The sequence below is a fragment of the Methylocystis sp. MJC1 genome (assembly GCF_026427715.1).
Classification (GTDB): Bacteria; Pseudomonadota; Alphaproteobacteria; order Rhizobiales; family Beijerinckiaceae; genus Methylocystis.
Map to the genome: position 1 here is coordinate 3,792,624 of NZ_CP107558.1, position 17,871 is coordinate 3,810,494.

Below are 17,871 nucleotides of genomic sequence, written 5' to 3' on the forward strand. Positions count from 1 at the left end.
ATGACCACTCTCGATGTTCTCGGCATTGGCAACGCCATCGTCGACACTCTTTCCCGCGCCGATGACGACGTGCTGGTCGGCGCCGGGCTGATCAAGGGCTCCATGGCGCTCGTCGATGAACAGCGCGCGGACGCGCTCTACGAGCTGATGGGGCCGACGACGGTCATTTCCGGCGGCTCGGCCGCCAACACCATGGCGGGCCTCGCAAGTCTCGGCGCCAAGGCCGGCTTCGTCGGCAAGGTGAAGGACGACGCGGCCGGCCGCGAATTTACCCATGACATCCGCAAAGCCGGCGTCGTCTTCGACACGCCGCACGCGACCGATGGCGCCGCGACGGCGCGTTGCCTGATCTTCGTGACGCCCGACGGCCAGCGCACCATGAACACGTTTCTGGGCGCATGCCAGGCGCTGCAGCCGGAAGACATCGACGAAAGCGCCGTCGCGGCGGCGAAAATCCTCTATATGGAAGGCTATCTCTGGGACCCGCCGGGGGCCAAGCAAGCCTTTCTGCGCGCCGCTAAAGTGTCGCGCGCCCATGGCCGCAAGGTGGCGCTGAGCCTCTCCGATTCCTTCTGCGTCGATCGCTATCGCGCCGAATTCCTCTCGCTGATTCGCGACCGCGTGGTCGATATTCTCTTCGCCAATGAGAGCGAATTGCACGCGCTTTACGAGACCTCGGATTTCGACGCGGCGCTCGCGGCGCTGCGGGCCGAAAAGGGCCTGCTCGGCGTCGTCACCCGCTCGGGAAACGGCTGCGTTGTCACGAGCGAGGGCACGGTGATCGCCGCGCCCGCCTTCCCGGTCGAGGAAGTTGTCGACACGACCGGCGCGGGCGATCTTTTCGCGGCGGGCTTCCTCGCCGGCTACGCCAGGGGCCTGCCGCATGAACGCAGCGCCGCGCTCGGCGCGCTGGCCGCCGCCGAGATCATCTCGCATGTTGGCGCGCGTCCCCTAAAAGACCTGCTGCAGCTCGCGCGGGACAACGGCATCGTGGCTTAGGCCCGCTAAAAACATCCGGGAGGAAAAAATGCGCTTTTTCTCGAAGACTTTCGCGGCCGCGATTCTCGCCGCCGCAGCTGGCCTCGCCCTCGCGCCGACCATTGTCCGCGCCGAGCCCGAGACCACGCTCACGGCGAGCGGGCTGAAATATATCGACACGAAGCCGGGAACCGGCGCTTCGCCGAAGATCGGCCAGACCGTCACCGTTCACTACACCGGCTGGCTCTATGTGAATGGCGCCAAGGGCAAGAAATTCGACAGCTCGCGCGATCGGGGCGAGCCCTTCGATTTTCCGCTCGGCATGGGCCAGGTCATCAAGGGCTGGGACGAGGGCGTCGAGACCATGAAGGTCGGCGGCAAGCGCACGCTGATCATCCCACCGGCGCTCGGCTATGGCGCGCGCGCCATGGGCAACGCCATTCCGGCCAATTCCTGGCTGATTTTCGACGTCGAACTGCTCGGCGTGAAGTAAGCCTCATCGCTGCGAGCCTGGGTCACTCCCGACGCTTCGCGTCAGCGAAGCGATCGGGAACCCAGCACAAAGGCTGGTTATTTTGACTCTGGATTCCCGATCGGGCCTTTGGCCCGTCGGGAATGACAGGCGCCGCGCTGAGCCTGATGCAACGCGCGTCTCTTTGGCCCCAACTTCGCATACGCCGTTCGGTCCCTATTTTCGTGAGCCGACTGGATGAGCGCCACACTAAATCTCAGCGACGCGCTGCAGACATTCCTCGCGGAACATGGATTTTCGCGCGACGCCGTCAACGTCTTCAACAAAGACAAAGCGACGCCGCTGATGCTCGCAGTCCGGCTCGCGCCGCCGGCTTTGGTGCGCGAGCTGCTTGCCGCCGGCGCCGACATCCGCGCCGAGAATGCTGACGGCAACCAGGCCCTATGGCTCGCCTGCGTCGGCGAGAACGCGGAAAACATCGGGCTTCTCATCGAAGCCGAGGCCGATATTCAGCATGTCAATTGCACGGGCGCGACGCCGCTGATGTTCTCCGCCTCCTCCGGCCGCGCCAGGGCCGTCGCGCAGCTGCTGGCGGCGGGCGCCGATCCGCTTTTCGAGACAAGCCTTGGACTGACGGCGCTCGACATGGCCTCGACGGCCGAGTGCCTCAAACTGATGCGCGACGCAGTTCGGAGCCGAAGCGCCCTTTGGAGCGCATTCCGGAAAAGTTGACAAAAGTTGATCTTCCGCGATTTCTTATCGCTCGCACGATTCCCTGCGAGCGGAAAGCGCGCTAGACCAAAGTCTACGGGCAGCGCGTCTTTACCGTCACGCCGTCGCGATAGAGGAAATATTCGACGCAGGAACGGTCATTGACGAGGACCGGCCGCTTGCCGATCTCGGCTGCCTTGAGAAAATCGAGAAGCGTCGTGTGGCCCTTGCCGTCCCAATCCATCTCGGCCCAGCCATAGCCTGCTTGCCAAGCCGAGAAGACCCTTACAGAGAAGAAGAAGGCCGGAACGACGAGCAAGGCCAAAATGCTCGTCACGATGAGGCGCTTGCCGAAAGGCGATGACATGGGCCCTTCCTCCCGCGCCGCGGAAGGCGGCGTTGGGCGATCATAGCGACTCCTCGAAAATCGCCAAAATGCGGATTCACACGTCGCGGCTCGGGCAAACCAGACATGCTCGACCAAGCCAAATTTTTAGGAAAGCATGCCTTGCAACCCACCGATGACCAATCCGCCGGCCTGCTCGCACGCTGGCGCGCCATTCCACTTTACCTGCGCATTCTCGCCGGCGCGACGCTCGGACTCGTCGCCGGAGTCCTTCTGGGGGCGGAAGCCGCGCCGCTCGCCATGCCCGCAAAGCTCGTTCTCCGCGTCTTGGGCGCCCTCGCGCCGCCGCTCATTCTGCTCGCCATCATGCAGGCGCTGATGCGGGCGCATCTCGGCGGCCAACAGGCGTGGCGTCTTGTCACGCTGCTGCTCACGAATACGCTCGTCGCCATCGGCGTCGGCCTGTTTGTCGCCAATCTCGTCCAGCCCGGCGCCCTGACGACCACCGACCCGCCCTCGCCACCCGCCACAAAGGCCTCGGGCGCCGTGGATCCGCTCGCGCAGCTCTTCGACGCGATCCCCAAGAGCATTGCCGGGCCTTTTTCCGACGAAGGAACGGTGATGGGCGTCATCTTCATCGCGGTGGCTTTCGGCGTCGCTTTGCGCGGCGTCAGGCATCACGAAGTGCGCACGGTGGAGGACCTCGTCCATGTCGCGCTGACGAGCCTGATCACCATCCTGCACTGGATCATCGACGTCGTACCCCTCGCCGTCTTCGGCATTGTCGCGAGCATCGTCGGCGCCAATGGCTTCCACGATTTCGTCGCGCTCGGCGGCTTCATGCTCGCCGTGTTGGTGGGGCTTTTGCTTCAGACCTGCTATTATATGATGCGGGTTCGGCTTCAGACCTGGGTTCGGCCGCTCGGCCTCATAAAGGACGTACGCGACGCGCTGGTCATGGCCTTCTCGACCGGCAGCTCGACCGTCACAATGCCCCTCACCTATGAGGTCTTGCGTAAAAATGTGGGGCTGCGAGAGCAATCGGCGAGCATGGGCGCGCTCGTCGGCTCCAATTTCAACAACGACGGCACCGCGCTTTACGAAGCCATGTCGGCGCTTTTCGTGGCGCAATTGCTCGGCATGCATCTGACGCTCGGCCAGCAGTTCACCGTCGTGTTGACTTCGGTCATCGCCTCCGTCGGGGCCGCCGGCATTCCCGAGGCCGGGCTCGTGACGATGACCATGGTGTTCAAGGCCGTGGCGCTGCCAACCGATTACATCGCCATGCTGCTGACCGTCGACTGGCTGCTCGACCGCTGTCGCACCGCCATCAATGTCATGGGCGACGTCACGGTGAGCTGCCTTCTGGACGGGAAGACAAGGGACCTTGGCGATCGAGGTTAGCGTTATGTTAAGCTGGCTTCCGGGCCCGCCGCCTTCTTTCGGGATTCTTGAAACGCAGCCGGCACAAACCCGGTCCGAATCGAGAGCGCTTGATTCGTGTCCCGCTCTCGTGAAGAAAGGCTTAAATCCCGAAAGCAAGGAGACCGCATGAGCGACGCGGCGACGACAACGAAAATCCTTTGGCGCGGCGCGCTGATGAAATGCCCCAGCTGCGGCGAGGGCCGCATCTTCAAGGGCTATCTCACGCGCGAGGATAGCTGTCCGCATTGCCACGAGAGCTTCGAGGGCCTCGACGCGGACGACGGGCCGGCCTGGTTCACCATCGGCATCGTCGCCCATATTGTGGTGCCGCTGCTCATCTTCCTGGAGCGCGGGGAGCTCATGCCCTATTGGCAGGAGGCGGGGATTCTCACCCTGGTGACGATCGTCTCGGCGCTTTTCTTCCTGCCGATCTCAAAGGGGATTTTCGTTGCGGGTCTGTGGTTGATCAACCGCAAGCCGGCTTAAACCGCCGCCGCCTCCCGCATGGCCGGCTTGGGCGCCGGCGCGTTCGAGAGCTGCGGCTCCCAATAATCGCCCCGGTCGAACATGTGCCGCGCCTGGGCATATTGGAACATGATGCGCGCGACGATGGTCATGGTCTGCGGCTTGCGCACGGCCGCGCCCCAGACCTTGTTCCACATGCGCCCTTCCGCCTCGCCATATTTGCGCACGTCCATGGCGGCCTGCATCGCCTGCTTCTCGATGTCGCGCAGCGCATTGGCGTCCATCGGCGCTGGCGCCGGGCCGTTGCGACGGCGTCCGAATGTCTCGATCAGCCGCAGCATGCGTTCCTGGAAGGCTGAGGGCGAATAAAGGGCGTTGCAGAGATTCTGCATGCCGGAATGCAGCTCCTCCATGCTCATCGTGCGGCACTGGATGTTGGAGCTCCAGGGCACGGCCTGGGTCTCGACGCCGCCTGTGAGAAGCCGCCCCTCTTTGACGATGCGGTCATAGAGCGGCGTCGCTTCCGACGCCATCAGCGCGCCGAGGCTGAAAACCGGGATCGGCGTCGCCATGGCGAAATCATATTGCTGCGCGAAGACGTTCGGCCCGTCGTGATCGAAGCCGACGATCATGCCGCCCATAACGGAAATGCCCCGTTCCACGAGCTTCTGCACTTCGTCGATAAGGCTGATCTTCAGATTCTGGCGCTTGCCGGTCTCGCGCAGGCTCTCGACGTTTGGCGTCTCGATGCCGACGAAAACCTGGGTCAGGCCGGCGGCGACGCACATGTCGATCAGCTCGTCGTCGCGCGTGGCGTCGATCGAGATTTGCGTCACAAACTCCATCGGCCGGTCGCGCCGCCAATCGGCGATGGCCGCGAGCAGCTCCTTGCAATGGGACCGATAGGCCGTGAAATTGTCATCGGCCAGGAAGGCCGTGCGATAGCCATGTGCACAAAGGGCGTCGAGCTCGGCGATGACATTGGCAATCGGCTTGTGGCGCTGCTTGCGCCCCAGATACTGGATGACGTCGCAGAACTCGCATTCGAAGGGGCAGCCGCGCGAGGTCTGCACCGCGCCGAGCATGGCGCGGTCGTTGCGGTAAAGATCCCAGCGCGGCAGAGGCGAGAGCGCGAGCGACGGCTTGTCGCCAAAATAGCCGTCCTTTGGCTTGCCGGCGCGCAGATCGGCAAAAATTTCCCCCGCGATCTCCTCCGCCTCGCCGCAGACCAAGACGTCGCAATGGTCGCGCAGACGGGCCGGGCTCAAGCTGGCGTAGGGGCCGCCGATGACCACCGGCTTGCCGCGGCGGCGGAATTCGTCGGCGATGGCGATCATGCGGCGGCGCTGGCTGACCTTCCCGGTGATGAGTATCCAATCGGCCGGATGATCAAAATCGACCGGAGAGATCGCTTCGTCGCAAAGCGACATATCGAAGTCGGATGGCGCGAGGGCGGCGATGGTGGCGCTCGAAAGGTCGGCCATCATCACGCCTCCCGGCGCGCCGGAAGCGGCGAGAACTTCGCCGCCGAAATAAGTCGGAAAATCGCCCGCCGGATTGATCAGATAAATCGACGTCATGGCCAAGCTCAAGAATATTAAGACTTGGCAACTATTCCATCGTCCGCGAAAGGCCGCAAGCTTGACTATCGCGGACAATGCAGGATCGAAGCAAACTTGACTTTTGACAAGAATAGGCCGCCGCCTATCCTTTCTTGAAAGGCTTAACCTCGGTCAGCGTCCATTCCGCCGTCTTTTCGCGACAGGCGACGCCTTGCAGCTTTTCGACATTGTCGCTCGCCGCAACTTCGGCCAAAAAAGAGCGGCATATTTTGCTGTCGAGGGGATAGGCTTGGCCGACCGGCGTGAAAGAACCCTTGGCGCCCGATTGCGGATTGTCCCAATGAACGCTCGCGCCGCTGCCCTGCGGATCGAGCGCCGTGCCGAGCGCGGCGTTGGCGCGGCGCATGTCTTCGCCGTCGATATGGCGGGAAAGCTTGAGCGGCGGCTTGGCGATGGAGCCCGTAATATCCTCGGGCGCGCCCTGCCACATCGCCGACGAAGACGAGGCGCTCATGGGGATGGCGATCGAGCAGCCGGAAAGCGCGCAGGCGGCGATCAGGGAGACAAAGACGCCGGCGGGCGGGAATTGAGCAAAGCCTTCAGCAGCGATATGTCTCATACACAAGAACAGCAAAGCGCCACCTTACAAACGCCCGCGCCCATTGAGCGCCCTCAGGAAAGGATTTTCGCTTGAACGCGTTAACGTCGGGTGACTTCGTCGACGCCGCGGAGCCTTTCGCCTTGTTTGGCAAATGGTTCCAGGAGGCGAAAGCCAAAGAGCTCAATGATCCTGAGGCGATGGCGATCGCCACCGCCGGCGCCGACGGCCTGCCGGACGCGCGTATGGTGCTGATGAAGGAATGGGGTCCCGAAGGCTTCGTCTTCTACACCAACGCCGAAAGCGACAAAGGCCGGCAGCTCGCCGAGAATCCGAAGGCGGCGGCGCTCTTCCACTGGAAATCCCTGCGCCGGCAGGTGCGGCTGCGCGGCCCCGTCGAGCCGGTGAGCGAGGCCGAATCGGACGCCTATTACCAGAGCCGCCCGCGCGATTCGCGCATCGGAGCCTGGGCCAGCCAGCAATCCCGGCCGCTCGAAAGCCGTTTCGCGCTGGAGAAATCCGTCGCGACCTACGCCGCGAAATATGCAATCGGAGACATCCCACGCCCGGCTTATTGGCGTGGCTTCCGCATCGCGCCCATCGCCATGGAGTTCTGGCAGGACAAGCCCTTCCGCCTGCACGACCGGGTGCGCTTTTTCCGCGACGCGCCGGGCCAGGACTGGCGCAAGGATCGGCTCTATCCATGAGGCGCATGAGGCGCGCCGCTCGCGCCGCCGCGCTGGCGGGAGCGTGTCTTTTCAGCTTCGACGCCGGCGCGCAGGGGATTTTCGACCACCTCTTCGCCCCCGACCGGCCTGTGCGCGCGGCCCCGCGTCCCGCCCGCGACATTCCGCGCGCCGAGAAGAAGCGCGAAACCAAGCTGAAGAAGCACGACGCCGCGAAAGGCCAGCCGGAAGCAGCGAAGCCGGCGCCCCAAGGGGCCGAGGCGCCGCCCCCGCCTTATGAGGGGCAGCTCATGCGCCTATCGGAAATTATCGGCGCCCTCGCCTTTCTGCGCGACCTCTGCGGAGAGAAGGACGGGGAGGAGTGGCGCGGCAAGATGTCGGCCCTCCTCGACGCCGATGCGCCGAGCGGGCCCCGCCGGGACAAATATGTCTCGGCCTTCAACCGTGGCTTTCGCGGCTATGAGCTAACCTATCGGGTTTGCACGCCGAACGCCAAGACTGCGACCGCCCGCTACCTCGACGAAGCAGCCAGGATTTCCCGCGATCTGACCTATCGATTCGGCAGCCCGTAGAGAATCTTTTCAATTGCGGATTAACCTTTTGGAAAGAGGCGTGTCGCGCGGCGCGTCCCGCTTGTCTAATGTGTCTCTCATGACGCAGACGCCTTTCGACTCTTTCGACGAGACCCACGGTGAGCACCAGGCGGCGCTCGCCTATGTCACCGAAGCCTTCGCTGAGGCCATTCTGGCGGGGATCGAAAGCGATTCTTTTGCTCAGGCCGCGCTGATGGCCTCGCTGCGCGAGCTCGTCGCGACCTATGGCGAAGAGGCGGTCGTCAAGCTTGCCGAAGCCCTGCCGGGCAAAATACGCGCCGGCGAATTCACTTGCGCGTCGCGCCACTGAAAAGGCCCGGTCTCCGGCTTTTTACAAAAGCGGACTGACTTTTGCGCCGAATTCGGGCACAAGTGCCCGGCGTATTCGGCGCGGCGGGCGATTTTTGCGCGAGGCCCGCGCGCCTATCGGCCTTCGCCGCCCCCAGACCAGATGACCCGCACGATCATCTGTCTCGCCCGCCATGGCGAGACAAATTGGAACATTGAAAGGCGCTTTCAGGGGCAGTTCGATATTGCGCTCAACGCCCGCGGCCGCGCCCAGGCCCAGGCCCTTGCCCACGAATTGGCGAACGCCCATTTCGACCGCGTCTATTCGAGCGACCTGCGCCGCGCCATGAACACCGTCGCGCCCATCGCCGAGGCGCGAGGTCTCACAGTGCTCGCGACCCAACGTCTGCGCGAAAAGGACGACGGCGTCTGGCAGGGCCACACCCACGCCGAGGTGCAGGCCAAATACGCCGAGGATTACCAGCACTACCTGACGCGCGACCCGGATTTCGCCGCCATCGAAGGCGAGACTCTGAACGAATTCTCACGCCGTGTGCGCTCGGTGCTGACCGACATCGCACGCGAGAGCGCCGGGCTCACAGTGCTCGTCCTGGCCCATGCCGGCGTGCTCGACATCGCCTGGCGCATGGCGACGGGCAAGGGCCTCTCGGAGAAGCGGGAGCATCCCGTGCTCAACGCCACGCCCAATTGGATCGCCTTTGAGGACGGGAAGTGGTCGCTCGTCGATTGGGCGCAGGCCGAGGGGCGGCCCGAGATCGCCGCGCCTTGGGACGGGCTCGTCCTGCCCCGGCGCGAAGCCGCCCGCGCATTGATTCTCAACCCGAAGGGCGAAGCGCTGCTCATGCAATATGCCGGCGGGCTCTCGCCGCATTTTCTGGCGCTCGGCCATCATCATTTCTGGGCGACGCCCGGCGGCGCGCTCAAGGAAGACGAGACTTTCGAAACCGCGCTACGCCGCGAGCTGCGCGAAGAAACGGGGCTCATCCTCGCCGGCGATCCGGGGCCTGTCGTGGCGACCCGCGACTTCCCGATCGAGATCGGCGAAGATTGGCAGCAGGCGATCGAGCGATATTTCCTCGTAAGAACGGAAGGCTTCGAGCCTCGCCCGCAATTGCTGACGCCCGAGGAAAAGATTCATACGCTGGGCTGGCGCTGGTGGTCCGCCGACGCCATCGCGGCATCGGACGAATTGATCTTCCCGGAAGCGCTCGCAGCGCTAATTCGGAAGGTCAGTACCTGAAGGTCGCGCTCCCGGCGGGCCGGCCAGGCTGGAGGAGACGCGTGACGCCGACCGCCCCCGCGAGAGCCAGCGCCGAGCTGCGGCGCTCGATCGCGGTTCCCGAAGGCGGCGCGCTGCTTAGACGACTCCTCGTCTTTCTTGGGCCGGGCTATCTCGTCGCCACCGGCTATATGGACCCCGGCAATTGGGCGACCGCTTTGGCGGCGGGCTCCAAATTCGGCGCCGCCCTCCTCTTTGTCGCCGTTCTCTCCAGCCTCATGGCGATCGTGCTGCAATCGCTCTCGGCGCGGCTCGGGGTCGGCGCCGGGCTCGATCTCGCGGAAGCCTGCCGGGCGCATACGCCCTTTCCCGTCGCGGTCGGACTCTGGCTCCTGGCGGAAGCGGGGATTTTCGCGACCGATCTCGCCGAGGTGATCGGCACGGCGATCGGGCTTCAGCTGCTCTTCGGTCTGCCGCTGGCGATCGGAATCCTTGTGACGGCGCTCGACGCCTTTCTCGTGCTCGCCTTCGAGCGGCTGGGATTTCGCAAGCTCGAGCTCTTCGTCGTCGCGACGCTGCTGCTCATCGGCCTGTCCTTCGCGGCGCAGCTGGCCTTGGCGCGCCCGGATATGAGGGCCGTCGCGCAGGGGCTAATCCCGAGCCGCCAATTTTTCACAGACCCGGACATGCTCTATCTCGGGCTCGGCATCCTCGGCGCGACGGTGATGCCCCATAACCTCTTTTTGCATTCCTTCGTGGTGCAGACGCGCGCGGTGGGCGTCTCGACGGAAAAGAAGCGGGAAGCTGTGCGCTTCGCCGTGATCGACAGCTCGATCGCGCTGCTTTTCGCGATGCTCGTGAATGGCGCCATTTTGATCCTCGCTGCGGCCGCGTTTCACGCACATGGGCTGACCGAGGTTTCGGAACTTGGCGAAGCGCATCGCCTCATCGCGCCTCTGCTTGGCGAACCCCTCGCCGCAACGCTTTTCGCGGTCGCGCTCATCGCCTGCGGGCTGAACTCCACTGTGACGGCGACCCTCTCGGGGCAGATCGTGATGGAGGGCTTCATCCGCCTGCGTCTCAAGCCCACGACGCGGCGACTTGTCACGCGCGCCCTCGCCATCGCGCCGGCCATCGCCGTGACCCTCTCAGCTGGAGAAAGCGCAACCGCGCGCCTTCTCGTGCTGAGCCAGGTCGTTCTGAGCCTGACCCTGCCCTTCGCAATGCTTCCGCTCATCATCTTCACCGCAAGGCGGGGGATCATGGGCGCGCTTGTCGCCCCGCGGCGCACGACCTTGCTCGCCGGCGCGATAGCGGCCCTGATCGTCGGGTTGAATGCGAAGCTGGTTTGGGACGCGATCGTTGGAGCGCTTGCATGAAAGCGCTCCCGCCTGGCTGATCTCAGCCCAGCTGGGGCAATCGTTTCCGGAGCTACTCCCGATGGGTAGCGCCATCGCTTTAACGGAACAAGGCGCGGGCGGCGCGCGTTCGATCCTTGAAGAACCCAAACCTGAGCAAATCCATGAAAGTCGCGAACCTCGGCTCGGTAGAAATCGAAAAAGCCCTCATCTCTCCTGCCTCCGTGTTCGACATCCCTTCAGAAGTCGTCGAGAGCAAGGCGCTCGCCAAGCTGATGAAGATCGAGATTCTGAAGCGCTGGGAACTCGACGCCCGGGCCCTTTTGCGCGCCGCCGAAGAAAATATGGGTGGAGGCGAAGCAAGCCAGATCGACGCCGTCAACGAGGCGCTCGCCAAGCTCGACCCCGAGGGCAAGGCCTTCACCGATTTCCAAAAGGCGCCGACGAAGCTTTAAACATTCGCCCGCGCCGGCGCTTGCGTTGGAAGCGCGCTTCTCCCAAATAGTCTGTCAGACATATGCGCTCGCGCCGATTGCGGGCGGGCGCTCCCATGGGCTGATTGGACAAAATGCGCGACCCTTACGACGTTCTCGGAGTCACCAAGTCTGCGAGCGCGGCCGACATCAAGAAGGCCTACCGCCAGCTCGCGAAAAAATACCATCCCGACCGTAACAAGGATGACACGAAGGCCAAGGAGCGCTTCGCCGAAATCAACACGGCCTATGAAATCGTCGGCGACGAAAAGAAAAAGGCCCAATTTGATCGCGGCGAGATCGGGCCGGACGGTAAGCCGCGCGGATTCGAGGGATTCGGTGCAGGCCCCGGCGGATTTACGCGCGGATGGCGCACGGCCGGGGGCGCGCCGGGGGGCGATCAGCATTACGACTTCAACTTTGGCGGACAGCAGGGCCCCGGCGCCGGCGCGGGCGGTTTCGATCCGAGCGATCTTTTCGCCGATCTCTTCGGCGGCCGGCGCCGGCAGGCGACGCCCACGCGCGGCGACGACGTGGTCGCAACGGCGACCGTGCCGCTCGAGACCATCGCCAAAGGCGGCTCGGCCCGCGTGATTCTGCCCTCGGGCCGCACGCTTGAGGTGAAAATTCCGGCGGGCGTCGAGGACGGCCAGCAGATCAGGCTGCGCGGCCAGGGCCAGCCGGGCCTGCGCGGCGGCGAGCCCGGCGATGCGCTGGTGACCGTGAAGCTCGCGCCGCATCCCTATTTCAAGGTGGAAGGGCGCGACCTCAGGGTCGAGCTGCCCGTGGCGCTTTATGAGGCGGCGCTCGGCGCAAAGGTGCAGACGCCCACCCTCGACGGCAAGGTGGAGCTCGGCGTGCCGGCCGGCTCCAACGGCGGCCGCGTGCTGCGCCTGCGCGGCAAGGGCCTGCCCGCAACCGACGGCAAGCCGGCGGGCGACCTGTATGTCGTGCTGAAAGTCATGCTGCCGGAGGAGCCCGACGCTGATTTTGAGGCGAAGATGCGGGAGATTCGCGACCGGCACGGCTACGACCCGCGCCGGAAAATGGGTTAATCCAGCGCGGCGCGCAAATCGGCAAGCGTCGCCATGAGCGTCATCGGCTCCAGCGGCGAGGGCTCGAAGCCGACCGCTTCATAGAATGCGGCGGCCTCCGGCGACAGGGCGTGAACCAACATGCCTCTAATGCCGATGGTTTCAGCCGCCAGAAGGACGCGCAACAGCGCATCCTTCACAAGAGCGCGGCCGAGCCCCTTTTTCTGCCACGCGCGGTCGATCGCCAGCCTCCCCAAAACGGCGACGGGAACCGGATCGGGCATATTGCGGCGCAGGCGCCCTGTCGCCTCATCGAGATCGACGGCGCCCGACGCCAGCGCGAAATAGGCGACCACTCGGTTCCCCTCGCAGACCACATAGGTCCGCGAGGCGCCGCTCGCCTGATTGGCGCGGGCGCGCCGCCTCAGCCAGTCGTCCAGCGCCAATACGCCGCAATCGAAGCCAGAAATATCGTCGGCGTCCGAGATCGGACGCGGTGCGGCGAGCGTCACTCCCAGGGCGCGCGCGTTTTCATGGTCCGGCGCAGCCTCTCATTTGGGTTAGGCGGGGCGTCGAGCCGCGCGACAAAATCCGCATAGGCCGCCGCATCCGCCCGAAAGAGCCGCTTGTCGAGAAGCGCCTCCTCGGCGGCGTTGCGCGCGGCGTCGAGGACGAAATCCGTGCGACTCTTGGAGACGAGCTTGGCCGCCCGGTCGATCAGCGACCGGTCATCCGGCTTGATGCGGAGATTGAGCGTTTCACGCTTTGCAGGTTGCGCCTTGGACGACATCTCAAATTCATAGCACAATGTAACGCAGACGTCATTACGTAGTGGCGCGCGCCTGCACTTCACCTTGACCCGCGCCAAATTCCGCGCGACCTAGGGCCAAAGTCCAACGGAGCCGCGACGAGACCCATGACCGACGCCGTCGAAACCCGCCTGCCCGACCCCATCGCCGCCGAGCCGGCGCCGCGCAAGAAAACCTGCGCCGTGCGCATCGGCGAGGGCCCCGGCGCCGTTACGGTGGGCGGCGGCGCGCCCGTCGTCGTGCAATCGATGACCAACACCGACACGGCCGACGTCGATTCGACCGTGGTGCAGGTCACGGCCCTCGCCCAGACCGGCTCGGAGCTCGTGCGCATCACCGTCGATCGCGACGAGGCGGCGGCGGCGGTGCCGCATATTCGCGAGAAGCTCGACAAAAAGGGGATCAACGTGCCCCTCGTCGGCGACTTCCATTACATCGGCCACAAGCTCCTCGCCGATCATCCGGCCTGCGCCGAGGCGCTCGCCAAATATCGCATCAACCCCGGCAATGTCGGCTTCAAGGACAAGAAGGACCGGCAATTCGCGGCGATCGTCGAGCTTGCCGCCAAGCACGGCAAGGCCGTGCGCATCGGCGCCAATTGGGGCTCGCTCGACCAGGAGCTGCTCACCCATCTCATGGACATCAACGCGGCGTCAGATCGGCCGATCGACGCCCGCGCCGTGACCCGCGAGGCGCTGGTGCGCTCGGCGCTGGTCTCCGCCGCCCGCGCCGAGGAGATCGGCCTCGCCAAAGACCGCATCGTCATTTCGGCGAAAGTCTCGGCCGTGCAGGATTTGATCGCCGTCTACCGCATGCTGGCGCAACGCAGCGACTATGCCTTGCATCTCGGCCTCACCGAGGCGGGCATGGGCACCAAGGGCGTCGTCGCCTCGGCCTCCGCGCTCGGCGTGCTGCTGCAGGACGGCGTCGGCGACACGATCCGCGTCTCGCTCACCCCCGAGCCCGGCGGCGACCGTTCGCTCGAAGTGCGCGTGGCGCAGGAAATCCTGCAGACCATGGGCTTTCGCACCTTCGTGCCGCTCGTCGCCGCCTGTCCGGGCTGCGGCCGCACGACCTCGACCGTGTTCCAGGAGCTGGCGCGCGATATTCAATCGCACATCCGCGAGCGCATGCAGGTTTGGCGGGCGCAATATCCTGGCGTCGAGACCCTCAATGTCGCGGTGATGGGCTGCATCGTGAACGGCCCCGGCGAATCGAAGCACGCCGACATCGGCATTTCGCTCCCCGGCACCGGCGAGACGCCGGCCGCGCCCGTCTTCATCGACGGCAAAAAGGCGATGACGCTGCGCGGCGAGGGCATCGCGGAGGAGTTCACGCGCATCGTCGACGATTATGTCGCGCGTCGCTATGGCGGCGTGAAGGAAGGCGAAGCGGCCGAGTAATATAACGTCATTGCGAGCGAAGCGAAGCAATCCAGAGCAGCAGTCGCGGCCCTGGAATGCTTCATCGCTTTGCTCCTCGCAATGACGGGATCAGGATCGCAGGAGTCCCGCCGCTGCCCGCAAATCCCGCCAGGCCGCCGGCTTCAACGCGGGGCTTTTGAGCATCGAGTCCAGGCCCGAGAAAACGAAACCACTGGCAGTATGTGCGCCGCAAGCGACGCCGAACGGCTTGCCGCGCAACTTCCCCACCGGCTCGTTTGTCGCGAGCAAGGCCCGCGCCGGAGCCTCGCCGAAGAGCAGCAGAACCTCCGGCCGCGCCAGCTCCACATGGCGGCGCGCGAAGGGCGCGAAGACCGCCAATTGCTGCGGCGTCATCGACATCACGCCGGGCGGCCGCCAGGGCGAGACATAAGCCAGATAAGCGCTCTCACGCCCGCGCCCTATCGCCTTCAGCATATTGTCGAGAAGCCGCGCCTGCTCGCCGCAGAAGGGCTCGCCCGTCGTTTCTTCGGCCACGCCCGGCGCGCCATCGAAAATCATCAGCGGCGCGCCGGCGGCCCCCGAGCTGAAAAGAAAATGCTGCGCCATGTCTCGGAAAGGCGCGTGCGGGAATCCGGCCAGCGCGGCGGCGAGTTCTTCGAGCGTATTGGCGTTCGCCGATGCTTCCTCCGCCGCGCGCGCGGCTTCGTCGGGCGCGGCGATGGCGGGGGCTGCGCGCGGACGGGTCGTTGCCTCGAGCGCCGGCGGCGGCGAGCGGGATGGCGCGAGCGGGGGAGCGGCGATCGGCGTTTCGACCGGCCTCAGGCTCTCGGCGTAACGATCATGTGGCGCGGCGTCGAGCATGGCATCGACCCCGCTCTCGACATACCAGTCGAGAAGCGCGAGGAGCGCCGCGCGCGTTTCGGGCGTCTGGATCATGGCCATCAAAGGAGATTAGCCCAATTGACGGCGGCCGTCATTGCGAGCGGAGCGAAGCGATCCAGAGCAGCAGTCGCGGCTCTGGATTGCTTCGTCGCTTCGCTTCTCGCAATGACGGAGCTTCTTAGCAGCAGCGGAACGCGCGTTCTCCGGCGCCGCCGAAACGCGCGTTCTCCCTTGCGCGAAAAAACTCCTCGCGCGTCATGATGCGCTGGCCTTCGTGCTTGGCGCGCGCGTGGGCGATATAAGCGTCGTAATCGCCCTGCCCGACCATCAGCCGCGCGCCGTCGCGCAGCTTCGTCGCGAGCTTCACGAGATCAAGCCCGGGCAGGCAGCAGGTCATCTTCGCTCTCCCGGGTGGTGGCGCTCTCGACGGCGCGGGCCTGTCTTATCGACGAAAGGGCGAAGCCCAAAATCGACAGCACGAGCACGATGTAAATCGCACAAAGACCCGCATCGACGTAATCGTTGAAGATCACGCGATGCATCTGATCGAGCGTCTTGGCCGGCGCCAGAAGCTCGTTCTTATCGGCTGCGGCGGCGAATTTCTTTGCATGGGCGAGGAAGCCGATCTTCGGATCGTCGTGGAAGATTTTTTCGAGCCCTGCCGTCATGGTGCAGATGTAGAGCCAGGTCGTGGGGATGATCGCGACGAAGGCGTAGCGCTCGCGCTTCATGCGGAACAGCACGACCGTGCAGAGCGTGAGCGCCATCGCCGCCAGCATTTGATTGGCGATGCCGAACAAGGGCCACAGCGTGTTGATCCCGCCCAAGGGATCGATGACCCCCTGATAGAGGAAATAGCCCCAGCCGGTGACGGCGATCGCCGTCGCCGCGAGATTGGGCCCCCAGGCATGAGTGTTCCGGAAGGCCGGAACGAATGTGCCGACGAGATCCTGAATCATGAAGCGCGCGACGCGCGTGCCGGCGTCGATCGTCGTGAGAATGAACAGCGCCTCGAACAGGATCGCGAAATGATACCAGAAGGACATGGCGGCGGAGCCGCCGATGACTGAGGACAGGATGGTCGCCATGCCCACAGCGAGCGTCGGCGCGCCGCCGGTGCGCGACAGGACGCTCTTCTCACCGACGTCATGCGCGACGCCCGCGAGCGTTTCCGGCGTCACGGCAAATCCCCAAGATGAAATGGCGGCCGCCGCCGCCTCCGGCGTCGCGCCGATCACAGCCGGGGCGCTGTTCATGGCGAAATAGACGCCGGGCTCCAGGCAGCTCGCGGCGATCAGCGCCATGATGGCGACGAAGCTCTCCATCAGCATGGCGCCATAGCCGATGAAGCGCGTCTGCGTCTCATCGGCGATCATCTTCGGGGTCGTGCCGGAGGAGACGAGCGCGTGGAAGCCCGAAACCGCGCCGCAGGCGATGGTGATGAAGAGGAAGGGGAAGACGCTGCCGGCGAAGACCGGCCCCGTGCCGTCGATGAAGCGGGTCACCGCCGGCATTTTCAAATCCGGCCAGACGACAAAGATGCCGAGCGCCAGGGACAGGATCGTGCCGATCTTCAAGAAGGTCGAAAGATAGTCGCGCGGCGCCAGCAGCAGCCACACGGGCAGAACGGAGGCGACGAAGCCATAGCCGATCAGCATGAAGGCCAGCGTCTCGCCCTTATAGGTGAAGAGCGGCGCGAGCGTCGCGCTCTCGGCGACTGTGCGGCCGAAGGCGATGCTGGCCAGAAGCAGAACGAAGCCGATGATCGACATCTCGCCGATGCGGCCGGGCCGGATGTAGCGGCCGTAGACGCCCATGAAGACAGCGATGGGGAGCGTGGCGAAAACGGTGAAGGAGCCCCAGGGGCTATCGGCCAGCGCTTTCACCACGACGAGCGCCAGCACCGCGAGCAGAATGATCATGATGGAGAGAATGCCCGCCATGGCGATGACGCCGGGGATGGGGCCCATCTCCGTCTTGATGAGATCGCCCAGCGAGCGGCCGTCGCGCCGCGTCGAGATGAAGAGGACGAGAAAATCCTGCACGGCGCCGGCGAGAATGACGCCGGTCAAAAGCCAGAGCGTTCCGGGCAGATAGCCCATTTGCGCGGCGAGCACGGGACCGACCAGCGGGCCTGCGCCCGCAATGGCGGCGAAGTGATGCCCGAACAGCACCCATTTATCGGTCGGCACATAATCGAGCCCGTCGTTGCGACGGTGCGCGGGCGTGCTGCGGCTGGCGTCGAGCCGCAGCACAGTGTCCGCGATGAAACGCGAATAGAAACGATAGCCGATGGCGTAAACGCCAATCGCCGCGGTGACAAACCACATGGCGTTGACCGGCTCGCCGCGCGCGCTCGCAAGCGTATAGAGCGAAAAAAGCGCAAGGGCGAAAACGGCGGCCCAACCGAAGGCGGCGGGGGCAGCGCGCCCCCGGGCAATTGAAACGGACATGTCACATACTCGCAGTCGCGGCCCAAGCGCCCCCCAAGCGAGATCGGTCTCTTCGGCGCGGCCAGAGAAGGCGGCACCTTAAGAGACGGCCGAACGCGCTTCAACCTGCAAGC

21 protein-coding genes are annotated in these 17,871 nt (G+C 64.9%); 13 read left to right on the forward strand and 8 right to left on the reverse strand.

The features are described 5' to 3' along the window. The 3 genes from OGR47_RS18210 (at position 1) to OGR47_RS18220 (ending at position 2,182) form a co-directional block, all read left to right on the forward strand. Positions 1 to 999 carry an adenosine kinase gene (locus OGR47_RS18210; protein WP_165049221.1) on the forward strand — a complete coding sequence of 333 codons (999 nt, stop codon included), beginning with the start codon at positions 1 to 3 and terminating at the stop codon, positions 997 to 999. Between the two features lie 28 nt (positions 1,000 to 1,027). Beyond that, positions 1,028 to 1,471 carry an FKBP-type peptidyl-prolyl cis-trans isomerase gene (locus tag OGR47_RS18215; protein WP_165049223.1) on the forward strand — a complete coding sequence of 148 codons (444 nt, stop codon included), beginning with the start codon at positions 1,028 to 1,030 and terminating at the stop codon, positions 1,469 to 1,471. Positions 1,472 to 1,687: 216 nt separating this feature from the next. Then, the gene (locus OGR47_RS18220; protein ID WP_165049225.1) at positions 1,688 to 2,182 is read left to right on the forward strand and encodes an ankyrin repeat domain-containing protein; all 495 of its coding nucleotides are present in this window, start codon (positions 1,688 to 1,690) and stop codon (positions 2,180 to 2,182) included. Between the two features lie 73 nt (positions 2,183 to 2,255). Here the strand turns inward: OGR47_RS18220 and OGR47_RS18225 are convergent, their stop codons facing one another. After that, complete coding sequence (locus OGR47_RS18225; protein WP_165049227.1) at positions 2,256 to 2,528, reverse strand: hypothetical protein; 273 nt, start codon at positions 2,526 to 2,528, stop codon at positions 2,256 to 2,258. Positions 2,529 to 2,669: 141 nt separating this feature from the next. Between OGR47_RS18225 and OGR47_RS18230 the strand changes: the two genes are divergently transcribed. Both OGR47_RS18230 and OGR47_RS18235 read left to right on the forward strand, forming a co-directional pair. After that, the gene (locus OGR47_RS18230) at positions 2,670 to 3,911 is read left to right on the forward strand and encodes a dicarboxylate/amino acid:cation symporter (protein WP_246729567.1); all 1,242 of its coding nucleotides are present in this window, start codon (positions 2,670 to 2,672) and stop codon (positions 3,909 to 3,911) included. Positions 3,912 to 4,058: 147 nt separating this feature from the next. After that, the gene (locus OGR47_RS18235) at positions 4,059 to 4,418 is read left to right on the forward strand and encodes a DUF983 domain-containing protein (protein ID WP_165049232.1); all 360 of its coding nucleotides are present in this window, start codon (positions 4,059 to 4,061) and stop codon (positions 4,416 to 4,418) included. Here the strand turns inward: OGR47_RS18235 and OGR47_RS18240 are convergent. Together OGR47_RS18240 and OGR47_RS18245 are read right to left on the reverse strand one after the other, a co-directional pair. Further along, complete coding sequence (locus OGR47_RS18240; RefSeq protein WP_165049234.1) at positions 4,415 to 5,977, reverse strand: radical SAM protein; 1,563 nt, start codon at positions 5,975 to 5,977, stop codon at positions 4,415 to 4,417. The genes OGR47_RS18235 and OGR47_RS18240 overlap by 4 nt on opposite strands. A 124-nt stretch (positions 5,978 to 6,101) precedes the next feature. Then, complete coding sequence (locus OGR47_RS18245) at positions 6,102 to 6,578, reverse strand: RT0821/Lpp0805 family surface protein (RefSeq protein WP_165049236.1); 477 nt, start codon at positions 6,576 to 6,578, stop codon at positions 6,102 to 6,104. A 71-nt stretch (positions 6,579 to 6,649) separates the two neighbouring features. Between OGR47_RS18245 and pdxH the strand changes: the two genes are divergently transcribed. The 7 genes from pdxH (at position 6,650) to OGR47_RS18280 (ending at position 12,250) form a co-directional block, all read left to right on the forward strand. Continuing rightward, positions 6,650 to 7,264, forward strand: coding sequence for a pyridoxamine 5'-phosphate oxidase (gene pdxH, locus OGR47_RS18250; RefSeq protein ID WP_165049238.1), 615 nt, complete (start codon positions 6,650 to 6,652; stop codon positions 7,262 to 7,264). After that, positions 7,261 to 7,815, forward strand: coding sequence for a TIGR02301 family protein (locus tag OGR47_RS18255; RefSeq protein WP_165049241.1), 555 nt, complete (start codon positions 7,261 to 7,263; stop codon positions 7,813 to 7,815). The genes pdxH and OGR47_RS18255 overlap by 4 nt, the downstream gene beginning before the upstream one ends. Before the next feature lie 79 nt (positions 7,816 to 7,894). Then, a complete protein-coding gene (locus OGR47_RS18260; RefSeq protein ID WP_165049243.1) occupies positions 7,895 to 8,146 on the forward strand; it encodes a hypothetical protein in 252 nt (83 codons plus the stop codon). Positions 8,147 to 8,287: 141 nt separating this feature from the next. Further along, a complete protein-coding gene (locus tag OGR47_RS18265) occupies positions 8,288 to 9,385 on the forward strand; it encodes a histidine phosphatase family protein (protein ID WP_165049245.1) in 1,098 nt (365 codons plus the stop codon). Between the two features lie 41 nt (positions 9,386 to 9,426). Further along, positions 9,427 to 10,743 carry an Nramp family divalent metal transporter gene (locus OGR47_RS18270; protein WP_165049247.1) on the forward strand — a complete coding sequence of 439 codons (1,317 nt, stop codon included), beginning with the start codon at positions 9,427 to 9,429 and terminating at the stop codon, positions 10,741 to 10,743. A 143-nt stretch (positions 10,744 to 10,886) separates the two neighbouring features. After that, a complete protein-coding gene (locus tag OGR47_RS18275; RefSeq protein ID WP_165049249.1) occupies positions 10,887 to 11,177 on the forward strand; it encodes a hypothetical protein in 291 nt (96 codons plus the stop codon). Between the two features lie 113 nt (positions 11,178 to 11,290). Beyond that, a complete protein-coding gene (locus tag OGR47_RS18280) occupies positions 11,291 to 12,250 on the forward strand; it encodes a DnaJ C-terminal domain-containing protein (protein ID WP_165049252.1) in 960 nt (319 codons plus the stop codon). Here the strand turns inward: OGR47_RS18280 and OGR47_RS18285 are convergent. Both OGR47_RS18285 and OGR47_RS18290 read right to left on the reverse strand, forming a co-directional pair. Beyond that, a complete protein-coding gene (locus OGR47_RS18285; protein ID WP_165049254.1) occupies positions 12,247 to 12,741 on the reverse strand; it encodes a GNAT family N-acetyltransferase in 495 nt (164 codons plus the stop codon). The genes OGR47_RS18280 and OGR47_RS18285 overlap by 4 nt on opposite strands. Then, positions 12,738 to 13,019, reverse strand: coding sequence for a DUF1778 domain-containing protein (locus tag OGR47_RS18290; RefSeq protein ID WP_165049256.1), 282 nt, complete (start codon positions 13,017 to 13,019; stop codon positions 12,738 to 12,740). The genes OGR47_RS18285 and OGR47_RS18290 overlap by 4 nt, the downstream gene beginning before the upstream one ends. A 126-nt stretch (positions 13,020 to 13,145) precedes the next feature. On the opposite strand from OGR47_RS18290, the gene ispG reads away from it, so the two are divergent. After that, a complete protein-coding gene (ispG, locus tag OGR47_RS18295) occupies positions 13,146 to 14,441 on the forward strand; it encodes a flavodoxin-dependent (E)-4-hydroxy-3-methylbut-2-enyl-diphosphate synthase (RefSeq protein WP_165049258.1) in 1,296 nt (431 codons plus the stop codon). 90 nt (positions 14,442 to 14,531) lie between these two features. On the opposite strand, the gene OGR47_RS18300 is transcribed toward ispG, so the two are convergent. From OGR47_RS18300 to OGR47_RS18310, 3 genes are all read right to left on the reverse strand, one after another. Next, the gene (locus OGR47_RS18300) at positions 14,532 to 15,359 is read right to left on the reverse strand and encodes a uracil-DNA glycosylase (protein WP_165049792.1); all 828 of its coding nucleotides are present in this window, start codon (positions 15,357 to 15,359) and stop codon (positions 14,532 to 14,534) included. Between the two features lie 124 nt (positions 15,360 to 15,483). Further along, positions 15,484 to 15,702 carry a YbdD/YjiX family protein gene (locus OGR47_RS18305; protein ID WP_165049261.1) on the reverse strand — a complete coding sequence of 73 codons (219 nt, stop codon included), beginning with the start codon at positions 15,700 to 15,702 and terminating at the stop codon, positions 15,484 to 15,486. Then, positions 15,677 to 17,758, reverse strand: coding sequence for a carbon starvation CstA family protein (locus OGR47_RS18310; protein WP_165049263.1), 2,082 nt, complete (start codon positions 17,756 to 17,758; stop codon positions 15,677 to 15,679). The genes OGR47_RS18305 and OGR47_RS18310 overlap by 26 nt, the downstream gene beginning before the upstream one ends. Positions 17,759 to 17,871: the final 113 nt, after the last annotated feature.

Coding starts and splice junctions, on each gene's coding strand:
- OGR47_RS18245 (WP_165049236.1), bottom strand. CDS start 6,578: ATGAGACATATCGCTGCTGAAGGCTTTGCTCAATTCCCGCCCGCCGGC.
- OGR47_RS18255 (WP_165049241.1), top strand. CDS start 7,261: ATGAGGCGCATGAGGCGCGCCGCTCGCGCCGCCGCGCTGGCGGGAGCG.
- OGR47_RS18265 (WP_165049245.1), top strand. CDS start 8,288: ATGACCCGCACGATCATCTGTCTCGCCCGCCATGGCGAGACAAATTGG.
- OGR47_RS18215 (WP_165049223.1), top strand. CDS start 1,028: ATGCGCTTTTTCTCGAAGACTTTCGCGGCCGCGATTCTCGCCGCCGCA.
- OGR47_RS18220 (WP_165049225.1), top strand. CDS start 1,688: ATGAGCGCCACACTAAATCTCAGCGACGCGCTGCAGACATTCCTCGCG.
- ispG (WP_165049258.1), top strand. CDS start 13,146: ATGACCGACGCCGTCGAAACCCGCCTGCCCGACCCCATCGCCGCCGAG.
- OGR47_RS18290 (WP_165049256.1), bottom strand. CDS start 13,019: ATGTCGTCCAAGGCGCAACCTGCAAAGCGTGAAACGCTCAATCTCCGC.
- OGR47_RS18240 (WP_165049234.1), bottom strand. CDS start 5,977: ATGACGTCGATTTATCTGATCAATCCGGCGGGCGATTTTCCGACTTAT.
- OGR47_RS18235 (WP_165049232.1), top strand. CDS start 4,059: ATGAGCGACGCGGCGACGACAACGAAAATCCTTTGGCGCGGCGCGCTG.
- OGR47_RS18225 (WP_165049227.1), bottom strand. CDS start 2,528: ATGTCATCGCCTTTCGGCAAGCGCCTCATCGTGACGAGCATTTTGGCC.
- OGR47_RS18260 (WP_165049243.1), top strand. CDS start 7,895: ATGACGCAGACGCCTTTCGACTCTTTCGACGAGACCCACGGTGAGCAC.
- OGR47_RS18310 (WP_165049263.1), bottom strand. CDS start 17,758: ATGTCCGTTTCAATTGCCCGGGGGCGCGCTGCCCCCGCCGCCTTCGGT.
- OGR47_RS18280 (WP_165049252.1), top strand. CDS start 11,291: ATGCGCGACCCTTACGACGTTCTCGGAGTCACCAAGTCTGCGAGCGCG.
- OGR47_RS18305 (WP_165049261.1), bottom strand. CDS start 15,702: ATGACCTGCTGCCTGCCCGGGCTTGATCTCGTGAAGCTCGCGACGAAG.
- OGR47_RS18210 (WP_165049221.1), top strand. CDS start 1: ATGACCACTCTCGATGTTCTCGGCATTGGCAACGCCATCGTCGACACT.
- OGR47_RS18275 (WP_165049249.1), top strand. CDS start 10,887: ATGAAAGTCGCGAACCTCGGCTCGGTAGAAATCGAAAAAGCCCTCATC.
- OGR47_RS18300 (WP_165049792.1), bottom strand. CDS start 15,359: ATGATCCAGACGCCCGAAACGCGCGCGGCGCTCCTCGCGCTTCTCGAC.